This is a genomic window from Noviherbaspirillum aridicola, assembly GCF_019656455.1.
Classification (GTDB): Bacteria; Pseudomonadota; Gammaproteobacteria; order Burkholderiales; family Burkholderiaceae_D; genus Noviherbaspirillum; species Noviherbaspirillum aridicola.
Genome location: NZ_BPMK01000023.1, coordinates 43,570 through 56,642 on the forward strand (window position 1 = coordinate 43,570; position 13,073 = coordinate 56,642).

General features: G+C 65.5%; 5 protein-coding genes. 1 reads left to right on the plus strand and 4 read right to left on the minus strand.

The window, feature by feature from the left end:
- Window positions 1–12 precede the first annotated feature (12 nt).
- Window positions 13–1,668, plus strand: coding sequence for a PhoH family protein (locus NCCP691_RS20360; protein ID WP_220810401.1), 1,656 nt, complete (start codon window positions 13–15; stop codon window positions 1,666–1,668).
- A gap of 120 nt (window positions 1,669–1,788) precedes the next feature.
- Here the strand turns inward: NCCP691_RS20360 and NCCP691_RS20365 are convergent, their stop codons facing one another.
- The 4 genes from NCCP691_RS20365 to NCCP691_RS20380 form a co-directional block, all read right to left on the minus strand.
- On the minus strand, window positions 1,789–9,474 hold the full coding sequence (locus tag NCCP691_RS20365) for a coiled-coil domain-containing protein (RefSeq protein WP_220810402.1): 7,686 nt from the start codon (window positions 9,472–9,474) through the stop codon (window positions 1,789–1,791).
- 243 nt (window positions 9,475–9,717) lie between these two features.
- Window positions 9,718–10,725, minus strand: coding sequence for an inorganic phosphate transporter (locus NCCP691_RS20370; protein ID WP_220810403.1), 1,008 nt, complete (start codon window positions 10,723–10,725; stop codon window positions 9,718–9,720).
- 37 nt (window positions 10,726–10,762) lie between these two features.
- Window positions 10,763–11,389, minus strand: a complete 627-nt coding sequence (locus NCCP691_RS20375) for a DUF47 domain-containing protein (protein WP_220810404.1) — start codon at window positions 11,387–11,389, stop codon at window positions 10,763–10,765.
- A gap of 68 nt (window positions 11,390–11,457) precedes the next feature.
- Complete coding sequence (locus tag NCCP691_RS20380) at window positions 11,458–12,843, minus strand: replicative DNA helicase (RefSeq protein ID WP_220810405.1); 1,386 nt, start codon at window positions 12,841–12,843, stop codon at window positions 11,458–11,460.
- Window positions 12,844–13,073 lie beyond the last annotated feature (230 nt).

Below are 13,073 nucleotides of genomic sequence, written 5' to 3' on the forward strand. Positions count from 1 at the left end.
ATCGAGGTCCTGATGCCACTGCCTAAAATTCCGACGAAACCGGCAACGATCCTTTCGCAGCAAGACTACCCAAAGGCAGAAAAAGGCAAACCCGTCAAACCGATCATGACCCTGGTCGAGGCCGCCCCTCCGGAGGCGCCGCCGGCGCCGAAGGCGCGTGCAAGATCGGAAGACAAGCAGCCCGCCGCCAAGACCCGCAGCGCCAAGCCGAAGGCGGTGGAAGCCGTCAAGTCCAGCGCCAGCCGCGTGGCCGACAAGCTGGGCGTGACCAAGATGTTCGTGCTTGACACCAATGTGCTCATGCATGATCCGACCTCGCTGTTCCGTTTCGAGGAACACGACGTCTACCTGCCGATGGTCACCCTGGAAGAACTGGACAACCACAAGAAGGGCATGTCGGAGGTCGCGCGCAATGCCCGCCAGGTATCGCGTTCGCTCGATGCGCTGGTGGCCGGCGTGGAAGAGCATGCGATCGAGGAAGGCATTCCGCTCTCCAAGCTGGGCAACAAGGATGCGCGCGGCCGCCTGTTCTTCCAGACGCGGCTGCAGAACGGTTCGCTGCCGGAAGGCCTGCCGGTCGGCAAGGCCGACAACCAAATCCTCGGCGTCGTGCGCGCGCTGGAAGACCAGCATCCCGGCCGGCCGATCGTGCTGGTGTCGAAGGACATCAACATGCGCATCAAGGCGCGCGCGATGGGCCTGCCGGCGGAAGAGTACTTCAATGACCATGTGCTGGAAGACACCGACCTGCTGTACTCGGGCATCACCCAGCTGCCGGACGACTTCTGGAACAAGCATGCCAAGGGCATGGAATCCTGGCAGGAGAACAAGCACGGCACCGGTTACACCTTCTACCGCGTGACCGGCCCGACCGTGCCCTCGCTGCTGATCAACCAGTTCGTGTTCCTCGAGCCGAACAACGGCGAAGCGCCGTTCTACGGCCAGGTCAAGCAGATCAACGGCAAGACGGCGGTGCTGCAGACCCTGCGCGACTACAGCCACGGCAAGAACAGCGTCTGGGGCATCACCGCACGCAACCGGGAACAGAACTTCGCGCTGAACCTGCTGATGAACCCCGAGTGCGACTTCGTCACCCTGCTCGGCCAGGCCGGCACCGGCAAGACCCTGCTGGCGCTTGCCTCCGGACTGGCACAGGTGCTGGAGTCCAAGCTCTACAACGAGATCATCGTGACGCGGGTCACGGTGCCGGTGGGCGAGGACATCGGCTTCCTGCCGGGCACGGAAGAGGAAAAGATGTCGCCGTGGATGGGCGCCTTCGACGACAACCTCGAAGTGCTGAACAAGAGCGACAACGATGCCGGCGAATGGGGCCGGGCGGCGACCCAGGATCTGATCCGCTCGCGCATCAAGATCAAGTCGCTCAACTTCATGCGCGGCCGGACCTTCGTCAACAAGTTCCTGATCATCGATGAGGCGCAGAACCTGACGCCCAAGCAGATGAAGACGCTTGTCACCCGCGCCGGTCCGGGCACGAAGATCGTCTGTCTCGGCAATATCGCGCAGATCGACACGCCCTATCTGACCGAAGGCTCGAGCGGCCTGACCTATGTGGTCGACCGCTTCAAGGGCTGGGCGCACAGCGGTCACGTGACGCTGGCCCGCGGCGAACGCTCGCGACTGGCGGACCACGCGAGCGACGTGCTCTGACCTGAGAAGGACAGCAATCCACAGGGCCGGCGGTCGTTGAGCGACCGCCGGCCTCGTCCGTTTACGAGGTCCCGCCTCCATGGGGCCGACGCATGGATCCCCGAGCCGCCGGGTCCCGGCTTATGCCGCCTCGAGCGCGCCGTGCATCGTCATGCCCGGATCGGACGCCTGGCCGGCGTTCCCGCGCGGGCGTCCGGCGAGGAATTCCGCTGGCGAACCTGCCGCCCCGCCGGCCGGCGCCGTTTGCGTATCGGCGGACCGTACGGCGCCGCCGGCCTGCGCGGTCTTCTTGCTCATCAGCCTGCCGAGGCGCTCGATATGGATGTCGCCGAGTATGGCGCTCTCGGTCGCGCAGGCTTCAGGCAGGCAGTCGACCATCGCGCGGACGAACATGTCGTCGACATGCCGGCCGCCGTGGCTGTCGCTGATCCAGTCCATGATCCACTCGCAGTTCTGCGGCGTCGCATCGATTTCCGCACGCTCCAGCTTGGCCCTGGCGGGGATCGCCCCGTCGGACCCGGGACCGTACAGCTTCTTGTCGAATACCGCGGAGAACCGCGCGCCGTTCTGGCGCCCCTTCCCTTGCGAATGGTCCTGGAACATCTTCCTTGCCGCATCCTCGCCCAGGGCGGCGACGAATACCTGATTGACCAGCATCCAGCGCAACCGCAGCTCCCGGAGCTGGGCCCTCGTCTCCTCGCGCGGCTCCCTGTCCAGCTCCGGGCTGAAGGCCTGCAGCTGGTTCTGCAGGTCCAGTGCGGCGTCGCGCGCACGGATCGCCGCGTCGAGCTTGCGCTCCATCAGGATGATGTGGTTCTGCAGGCTGGAGAACATGGTCTGTGAAAGCCGCACGGTATTGTCGTCCGCGGACGGCACTGGCTCGCGGGATGGCTGCGCGCGCGCGCCCCCGGTCCGCGCGTTGTTCAGGTCCAGCATGCCCTCGAGATACGCGCCCAGGGCCGCCTTGAGCTGATCGAGGTCCCTGGTGCGCTCTTCGACTTCCACGTAGCGCCAGTTGAGCTCCGCCACGTTGGTACGCTGCATGAAGTCGTATTGCACCTGAATGCTCGCCGGCTTGTCGAGCGATGGCCTGATGGCTTTAGTCAGCGCGGCGCGCTGGGCGCCCGGCACGAACCAGGCCGACAGATAAGTGCGCCGCATCGCCTTGTCATCCTTCTCGTCGAACACATCCCTGCCGAACTTCCACATCGTCTCCTGCTGGATGCCGGCCTTGTCCCGGTTGCAGGAGCCGAGCTGGTTCAGGCGGCGGTTCGTGTTGAGGAAACCGTCGTCGATGTGCGCGGTGCTGAAGGCGACGCGCGCATCCTTGCCCCGCAGGTCGAGCGGAAGCTTGTAGAGGTGCACCACCGCGCCGCTGATCATCCACGAACCGACGGAGTTGAGCGGCGCACCGACGAACGGCGCCGCCCCGCCCGCATTGGCGGCGCCCGCGATGGTGACCAGTACGCCGCCGAAAGTGAAGAATCCCCATGCCTTGAGCTGACGCTTCGCCATGTCGTACAGCTCGTTCATGCGGACATTCCCCGCCCGTCGTTCGCCGCTGTCGACGCCGTAGCCAAGCTCGAACGCAAGTTCTTCGCTGATGCGGCGCAGGCTCAGCAGGCGCCTGGCGCTGAGCCCGGTCTGGGCCAGGCCGAGCGCGGTGTACAGCGAGCCGGCGACCACGGCGCTGATGCCGCTCGCATCCGCGGCGGTGGCCGCCACCTCGGACTTGGCTGCCGCCGACACCGCCTTGGCCGTCGCCGACGCGAGCACGGCGGACATACCCGACATCAGCAGTGCGCCCGAGGCGGCATTGACCTTGGCATCCACCACATCGCGCCGGATCAGCTGCAAGCGGTTGTGGTAGCCCTCCAGGTGGCGGTCGAGCAGTTCGCCGAGCGCATGCAGCGCCTGGCGCTTCTCGGCGGGACCGGCGGCATCGGGGACCCTGTCGACCATCTGCTGCAACTGCTCAAGCAGCCCTCTCAGCTCAGCGGCGAGGTCATCGTACTTTTGTATCGCGCCTTCCACCACCGCCCGCGTGCCGGTGTTGCTCTCCTCGAGATGACGCAGGGTATAACGGGCGTCCTTGACCAGGTTGGCGCCGGCCGCGATCTGCAGCAGGCCGAAGGCGGCGTCGGCGCCCAGGGCTGTCGCCGCTTCCGCGCCTCCCAGCGCGTCCGCGGCCTGCCTGTTTGCCAGCGCGATGGCCTCCTTCACCTGCGCGAACGTGCCGACGATCGCAGTGTTGCCGGCCATGCCGGCCAGCAGCATGTTCGCCAGCTGGGTGCGACGAGTGCGGTCCGGATAGTTCTGCTTCACGCGCCCCATGCTCTCGTCGTCCGCCTCCCCGTCGGCGGGGAGCTGCCGGCGCAGCCCGCCGAGCAGGCCGAGCATCGCCTGGGGGTAGATGCCCGCCAGCTCGGCCGGAGCCGTGTCTCTCATGCTCTGCGCGAATTCGGGAGAGCTCAGGAGTTGCACAGCCGCGGCGATCCTGTCGTCTTCGCCTGCATGGCCGACCGGGAACAGGACATCGAGCAAGCCCCTGCTTGCGCACGCCGCCACGAAATCGTCGATCGCCTGTGCTTTCTCGTTCGAATCCGGCCTGGCGAGCGCGACAGCCAGGGACTCGACCTGCTGCGCCCAGTTCGCGTCGTCGCTTGCGGCGACGGCGTCTTCCGGCGCCGTGGCGCCGGCCTGCGCCGCGGCGGGTCGGGCCGCGGCGACGCCGTCGGTCTGCAGTACGTGGCCCATGCGTGCGAGCGCGCCAGGGGTCCTGACCGGCTCCTGCCTGTCCACCACCGAGACGAAATTGTCGAGCAGTTCCCTGGCGTCGGCCAGCTCCGCGGCCAGCATCTCGCGCTCGCCCTGGAGTTCATCCAGTCCCATGCCCGAGAACCTGTCCGTGTCGTTGCGCGCGGCCTGCATCTGCTCGAGGATCTGCGGCCGCTCGGCCGGATTTTCGCGCAATGCCTGCAGCCAGGTTTCCTGCCTTGCCACGCGGGCGCCGATGCTCGCCAGTTCGGTGCGCAGGCGTTCGACTTCGCGCGTGGCCGCCTGCACCGCGCCCCCGGGCGGCGCCGCGCCCGCGAGCCAGTCGCGCCCCGCCTCCAGCATCTCAATGCGGCGCGCCTGCCTGATTTCCGAGCGCAAGCGCAGGCGTTCTTCCAGCAGGCCGGCGCGTTCGGCCGACAGCTGCTCCGCCGGGGCCGCCGCATGCAGGATCGCTTCATTCTTCTCCTGCAGCGCGGCGTCCAGATCCCGCAACCGGGCCGTGCGGCCGTCCATCCATGCCGCGCGTTGCGCGTCATCGCCGGTTTCGAAGGCCGCGGCGGCCCGGGTACGGAACCGCTCCCACGCGCCGGCTGCAGCCTCCAGTTCGACCTTTTCCTGCTCCAGCTGGTCGATCCGCTGCCGGTTCAGCACCGTATCCCGCCGCAAGCCCGGCAGCTCGTTCGCGATGTCCGCGGCGCGGGCCTGCAGGGACGCGGCGAGCGCATCCTTCTCCGCCCAGTACAGCTTGCGGCGCTCCCGGTAGGCGGCGCCGTCTTCCTCGACCTCGACGCGCGGCGGCAGATAATCCTGCTCGAGAAACAGCCTGAACAGGGGCGTGTAGCGCGCCTCGCCGTCCTCGGCCGATGGGTCCGCGAGATAGCGGTTCGCAAGCGCATCGTTGCGCGTTCTTATCCCGGCAATCCCCGGCCGCCGGTAGCCATTACGCAGAACTTCCTGATCTCTGATGCTGACGATATGACCGGGCATCAGCAGCTTTTCCCTCGACACGGTCACTTCCTCGCCCGCTGTCAGCGCCGCGCGCTGGCTGCTGATCGCATTGCGCAGCTCGCGGCGCAGCGTTTCCGGCTCGCGTTCCCAGTTGACGAGCGCGGCAACCGAGGTCTGCAGGCGCGCAAGAGCGTCGGCGCCGGCCGGCGGTCCGTCGGCCGCGAACCGGCGCTGGACGTTATCCACGCCGCTGGCGATAACCCTGGCCAGCGCGTAGCAGTTCACGTCCCCGTCCGCCTCGCCCTTCAGGACCGCCTGCAGCGCGGCGAGCGGCGTCTCCAGCTCGCGCAGGTGGTGCATGGCGTCCCTGATCCTCGTCTGCCGTCGCAGGTCGGCGGCCGATGGCGACGCTACCCGCGCTTCATCGTCGAGCACGGACAGCAATGCCGCGACATCCTGCGACACCGCGCTGAAGACGCCGGCCGTCGCGCCCTCGGTGGCCCAGCCGTTCATGTTGCGCAGCAGGGCATCGGCGACAGGCACCAGTTGAACATGACGTGATCCGGCCAGCGCTCCGATGATGCGCCGGGCGTCCTCCGGCCGCCGCGTCCTGCCGTAGGCTTGCCATGTCTCATCGATCTCCCACAGGGTCTCCTCTGCCGCCGCCAGTTTGCTTTCGTCGACCCTGTCGATGGCAGTGCGCTCCGGCAGGGACTGCGCGGCCGCCAGGGCGATTTCGCGGACCAGCGCGCCGACCTGCGCCTGGGTGACCGCGGCGAATACGCCTTCCAGGTTCCCCTGCAGCTGTGCGAGATATTCTTTCCTGATCTTGCCGGTGTAATCGGTCAGATAGTCGGGATGAAGACGCGCTCCCATGTCGTCCGTTCCCATGTCCCGGTGACCCTGGTGGGTATGCAGCGTCACCAGAAAACCCTTGTTTCCCCTGTTCGAATTCTCGAGCCCTTCGAGAATCAGCGACTGTATCGGCGCCATCCAGTCCACGTGGATCGCATGGGTGCGCGGATTCTGCCGGCTCCAGGCGGTCATGAAGGACCTGGGCATGCGGCCGTCGTTGGGGACCACGGAGACGGCCACCTCTTCCGGCCCGGGCATCTCGCGCGCCAGATCGGACACCGGATTCTGCGAGTGGATGCAGTTCATCTCGAAGTACAGATTGTCGCGGAGGCTGTAGAGCGCCTGCTGGAAGTTGCGGTCGCCATGCGCGAGCGTGGTCTTGCGATAGGTGCAAAGCACGCGGTCGGGCTTGCCGTCGCCCTTTCGGGTCGCCGCCACCTGCGAGCCCGGCGCATCCGGCATCGGGACGCGCGTCCAGCGCTCGATACCGGTAATCTCGAAGCGCAGCGCAGGATCCTTGTCTTCCACCTCGACATACTTCAGCCGGACGCGTCCCGTCGCCTGGATGCCGCGGGCGTCCTCGAACACGGGGTCGGCCTGTCCCGGCTGCGATGTCGGGAACACCCTCACCCCACGCTCGTCTTCGTACACCGGGCTGGGATTGCCCGCCGCATCCGGCTCATGCACGAGTTCCTTGCGCATCGAGGGCAGCAGGTGGGGCTTGATGAGCACCCGCTCCAGCAGCCGTACTTCGTTGCCGTCGTCGTCTCGGATGGGCTGGCGGTTGTCGTCGCACAGCGCCCAGCCTTCCGGGATTTCATGGGTCATCTCGAGATGGGAGAATCCGTCGAGCTGGCTGAGTTCGCGGAGCCGGTCCAGCGTCAGCGCGGCTTCGCTGATAGGCGTGCGGGTACCGTCCTGCATGACGACGGCGCGCAGCCTGAGGTTTTCCGAAACCTGCACCGGAATCTGCCGCAATCCGACCCTGGCCGTACCCTGCGCCGCCGACGGCCCCTTTGCCTTCAACTCCTCCGGCGTTGCGGGCGCGAGGCGAGGCACGGCGGCCTGCGGCTGATAGAAGGTGAAGGGCTGACCGACCGGATCGTCCTGGCTCATCCGGACATGCAGGCAGAGGTTGGCCGCGTCGCGGGGCCGCCAGAGCCGCCGCAGCGAGGCCGGCCGGGATGCGGCGCCGGGCTCGATGTACTCGCGCTGGTTGAGCGGGAGATGCTGCGAATTGTCGACGTCCCGGGTGAGCAGCGGCGTCTCCTTCGACTGCGCCACCGGGCGGCCCGGTTCCGCGTCGCGCTTGCCTGGGGCATGGGGCACGATGTCGAGCGGAGTCTCCATCACCCCCGCCGCCAGCGTGTTTTCATTGTATGCGCCGATGGTCTGCTTGCCGGGTTCGCCGAGCGTGTAGGGATCGGACCCGTGGCGGCTGAGAAGAAACTTGAGATACGGCGGCAAATGCTCGAGCGCGATGATCGGCCGGCCGTGATCCGCCGCCACCCGCTGGTGCGAGCCGCAGGAGCCGACCACCGGCACCTTCTTGCTGAATCTGTCCATGAACCGCTCGCGGCTCTTGACGCAGATGTTCTCGCCGTACATGCCGGAATTGAAGAAGTAGCCGGTTTCCTGCCCGCTGATCACCTTCGTCTGTTCCAGGTAGCGGTCGCGCTGTTCGTCCACGTGCCTGCAGACGATGTCGTTGGCCTTCTCGTTGATCATGCGCTTGGCGGTCACGCGCGCGGCGACAGTCTTGTAGTCCTCCGTACCCAATCCGCCGCCATCGTCAAACAGCAGGTCGAGATTGTTGACCGAGAAGTGCTGTCGCAGCATCTCCATGGCCTCGCGCCCGGGCGGCAGTTCCACCGATGTGCTCAGCTCTTCCCTGATCACCGCGTTCGGATCGTCGAAGCCGGTGGCGGACACATACTTTTTTTCGGTGCCGCCATCCGGCCCCTCGACCTCGACGAAATAGGAAAACGTCTTCAGCTCGAGCTTGTAGCGCCCGGTACCGGCATCCCGGGTGGCCACCAGCTGCTTGCTGCGCAACGCCCAGTTATCCTGGCCGAAGGGCTGCACCAGCCTGAAAGAACCGGGGCCGGCGGCGGGATCGTCGTGAGGCGCCAGCCATACGCTCTTGTCGATCTGCATCACATGCTCGCCGATGTCGCTTTGCCGCTGCAGGCCGATCTCCGTCGCGTAGGCCTCGGCCAGTCCCAGCAAGCCATTCCCGGCGACGCCCCCGGCGCCCTCACCCAATCCCAGCGGCACTTTCGCAAGCAGGGCGTGCAGATGATCGCGCAGCACCTGTTCCTGCCCGGCCGCATCGTTTCCCGCCTTGGCGAACTTCTTTTCCGCATCCTTGCTCGCCCGGCCGTCCGGGACCAGGTCGAAGCGTTCCCTGAAGAAGGCGTCGATCTCCCCGACGCTCCTAGGTAGCAGTTGCAGGCCGCGCCTGCCGGCGTCATAGGCAAAAAGCCCGGACAGCTTGATCGCGCCCTGCTGAAGATAGGCGTGAGCCGACTCGTAGAGTCGCTGATAGTAGACAAGCTGGCGTTCAAGACGCAGCCGCTTGCTGCGCTGTGACGCGCTCAGGGCATGAGCGGCGGTATCGGACTTGTCCGCGCGGCGCAGCAGGTCGAAGTAGGTGCGCCGGTCGCGCACGTGCTCCATGCCGGGATAGTTCAACGGCGGCTTGCGGATGCCCCGCACCGCCGCACCCAGCTTCGACAGTCCCTTGTCCGCGACGCGCTTGAGTCCGTCGGGTGCGCCGCTTGCGCCGACTTTGTCCGCAAGCCTGTCCAGCATGGCGCCCGACTTCGCTACCGCCCGGTAGGTCCACGAACCGCCGGGCAGACGGAAGCCGGCGCGCAGCAGGTCCTGCTCCAGTTTCCGCCCGGCGGCGACATCCATGTGATCGTACGCGGCCTGCGTGATGGAGAACACCTCGGTCGCGGGACCGGACACCGCATAGGCGCCGGGGTACAGGCGGTTGATCGCTTCCTCGTGCAGACGCTGGGCATTGGCGTGCGCTTTCGCGGTCACGCCTTCGATTGCGTGGTACACGCCCGGATCGCCGTACACATTGCGCCGCGGGCATCCGGTCTCGTTATCGCGGGGCACGGCAACTTCGATGTGCCTCGGCTCACCGTGGTTCGGCGGCGCCACGACCTGCGCCGGTTGCCTGCCCCTGAAAAACGCGCTCAACGACATGTTCATCTCTGCTCCTCGTCTGGCTGGGTCACACGTAGCGATGGAAAACTCACGCGATCAGTAGCCGGACCGCGGACAGCGGTTCCGGACATGTCGCGGTGCACCAGAGAAGGGATGGAGTGCTCCAGAACGGGGCACGCGGCGGCGGAAGGACGAAAAAAAATGCCGCTCGGCGCTGACGCTGAACGGCATTGTGTGTCGGGAAGGCTCAGGCTAGCCGATGCGCTTCCCGCGAGTTTTCGGTCTGGATCAGAGAATCTTGGTACCGATCCACCATGCGACCGCCGCCATGAAGGCCGACGCGGGGATGGTGAAGACCCATGCCCAGACGATATTGCCCGCCACGCCCCAGCGCACCGCGGACATCTTGCGGGACGAACCGACCCCGACGATCGCGCCGGTGATGGTATGGGTCGTCGATACTGGGATGCCGAGCGCGGTCGCCAGGAAGAGCGTGATCGCGCCGCCGGTTTCGGCGCAGAAGCCGCCGACGGGCTTGAGCTTGGTGATTTTCTGGCCCATGGTCTTGACGATGCGCCAGCCGCCGAACAGCGTGCCCAGGCCGATCGCCGCGTAGCAGCTCAGCACCACCCACATCGGCAGCGGATCGCTGGACGTGGAATGGCCGGCGGCGATCAGCAGCATCCAGATGATGCCCATGGTCTTCTGCGCATCGTTGCCGCCGTGGCCGAGGCTGTACATGGAGGCCGAAACCAGCTGCATGCGCCGGAACCACTTGTCCACCTTGCGCGGCGTGGTGCGCACGAACATCCATGACACGACTACCATCATGATCGAGCCGAAGACAAAGCCGAGCAGCGGCGACAGCAGAATGAAGGAGATGGTCTTGATCAGGCCGGCCGAGATCAGCGAGCCCGTGCCCGCCTTGGCGACGGCCGCGCCGACGAGGCCGCCGATCAGCGCATGCGAGGACGACGAGGGAATGCCGTAGTACCAGGTGATGACGTTCCAGACGATCGCGCCGACGAGTGCCCCGAATACCACGTAATGATCGACGACCGCGGGTTCGATCGTGCCCTTGCCCACCGTCGAGGCCACCTTGAGCTGGAAGAAGAAGATCGCGACGACGTTGAAGAAGGCGGCCATTGCCACCGCGTGCTGCGGCTTGAGCACGCCGGTCGAGACCACCGTCGCAATCGCATTGGCCGCATCGTGAAAGCCGTTCATGAAGTCGAACAGCAGCGCCAGCGCGATCAGGAACGCGAGCACATAGATGCTTATTTCTAGGGTTTGCATGAAATGTTCTTGGTGTTGTTCCGGTTGGCCCGCGTGTTCAGGCGTTCTCGACGATGATCGCCTCGATGATGTTGGCCACGTCTTCGCAGCGGTCGGTCACGGTCTCGAGGATCTCGTAGATCGCCTTGAGCTTGATGAGCGTACGGACGTCCGGCTCGTCGCGGAACAGCTTGGACATCGCGGCGCGCATCACATGGTCGGCATCGGATTCGAGACGGTCGATCTCTTCGCAGATGCCGAGCATCTCGCGCGAGTTGTCCATGTTGTTGAGCAGGACGACGGTGGCCTGGACCTTCTCGGCGCAGGCCAGGCACAGCTCGGCGAGGCGCTTGGCTTCAGGCGTGATGGCCTTGATGTCGTACAGGGAGATGGTCTGGCCCGCATCTTCCAGCAGGTCGAGGATGTCGTCCATGCTGGTGATCAGCTTGTGGATGTCGTCGCGGTCCAGCGGCGTGATGAAGGTCTTGTGCAGCAGGTCCAGGGTTTCATAGGTCACCTTGTCCGCCTGCTTCTCGATGGTCTCGATCGCATGCACGCGGGTTTCGAGATCGTCGAAGTTGGTCATCAGGGCGACCATTTCCTTTGCGCCCTTGACGCAAAGATCGGCGTGCTGGCTGAAAAGCTCGAAGAATTTGCCCTCCGTGGGCATCAAACGTCCAAACATAAGTCGCTCTCTGAAGTGATGTAGTCGATGTCGAAACGGCGTGGCAAGGCGCCCGCCATGTCATTTTTTTATTCGTTGTCGAAGACGGCGTTGCCGCCCGTGTAATTGTCGAACTTGGTGTATTCGCCGAGGAAGGTCAGGCGCACCGTGCCGATCGGGCCGTTACGCTGCTTGCCGATGATGATTTCCGCAGTGCCCTTGTCCGGCGAGTCCGGGTTGTAGACCTGATCGCGGTAGATGAACAGAATGACGTCGGCGTCCTGCTCGATGGCGCCCGATTCCCGCAGGTCGGACATCACCGGTCGCTTGTTCGGCCGCTGTTCCAGCGATCGGTTCAGCTGCGACAGTGCGATCACGGGGCAGTGCAGTTCCTTGGCCAGGCCTTTCAGGTTACGCGAGATCTCGGAGATCTCGGTGGCGCGGTTCTCGCCGGCGCTGTTGCCCGCCATGAGCTGCAGGTAGTCGACGATGATCAGGCCGAGCTTGCCGCACTGGCGCGACAGGCGCCGGGCGCGCGCGCGCAGTTCGATCGGCGACAGCGCGGGCGTCTCGTCGATGTACAGCTGCGCATCGTTCATCTTCTGGATCGCATGCGTGAGCCGCGGCCAGTCCTCGTCGTTGAGCTTGCCCACCCGCAGGCGGCTCTGGTCGAGACGACCGACCGAGCCGAGCATACGCATGGCCAGCTGGGTGCCGCCCATTTCCATCGAAAACACGGCGACCGGAAGGCCGCTGTCGATCGCGACGTTCTCGCCGATGTTCAGGGAGAACGCGGTCTTGCCCATGGACGGACGGCCGGCGACGATGACCAGGTCGCCGGGCTGCAGACCCGAGGTCATGCGGTCGAGGTCGATGAAGCCGGTCGGCACCCCGGTGATGTCGTTCTGATTGTCGCGGTTATAAAGCTCGTCGATGCGCTCCACGACCTGGGTCAGCAGCGGCTGGATCGCCTGGAAGCCCTGGGCGCCGCGCGCCCCCTCTTCCGCGATGGCGAAGATCTTGGATTCCGCGGCGTCGAGGATCTGCTTGACTTCCTTGCCCTGAGGGTTGAAAGCTTCCGACGAAATCTCATCCGATACGGTGATCAGCTTGCGCAGCACGCCGCGGTCGCGGACGATCTCGGCATAGCGGCGGATGTTGGCGGCAGACGGCGTGTTCTGCGCCAGCGCATTCAGGTAGGTCAGGCCGCCGACTTCTTCCGCCTTGCCGCTGGTGCTGAGTGCCTCGTACACCGTGATCACGTCCGCCGGACGCGTTGCGTTGATCAGCTTGACGATGTGCTGGAAGATGATGCGGTGGTCGTAGCGATAGAAATCATCCTCGCTGACGAAATCGGCGATGCGGTCCCACGCCGCGTTGTCGAGGAGAAGACCGCCTAATACGGATTGCTCTGCCTCGATCGAATGGGGTGGAACACGAAGCGCGTCGAGCTGGGGGTCGGTCCGGGTATTCATGGCGCGCATTATACCTTTTCGGCACTGCTGCAAGAGAAGGGAGAACCGATTTGCGGAAGGGCTTGCCGGCCGCCATGGCAGGTGTGCAAGACCCGTGCTGCAGTGACCCGTCCTGCTATAGGTTGACGGTTAAGCAGGGTAAATTATCTGCCTGATCGCTCCTTTGAAACGCCCGATGCACTGCATCGGGCGTTTTGTATTGGAGGGCCAGGTGCGGACGTTCCCGGTTG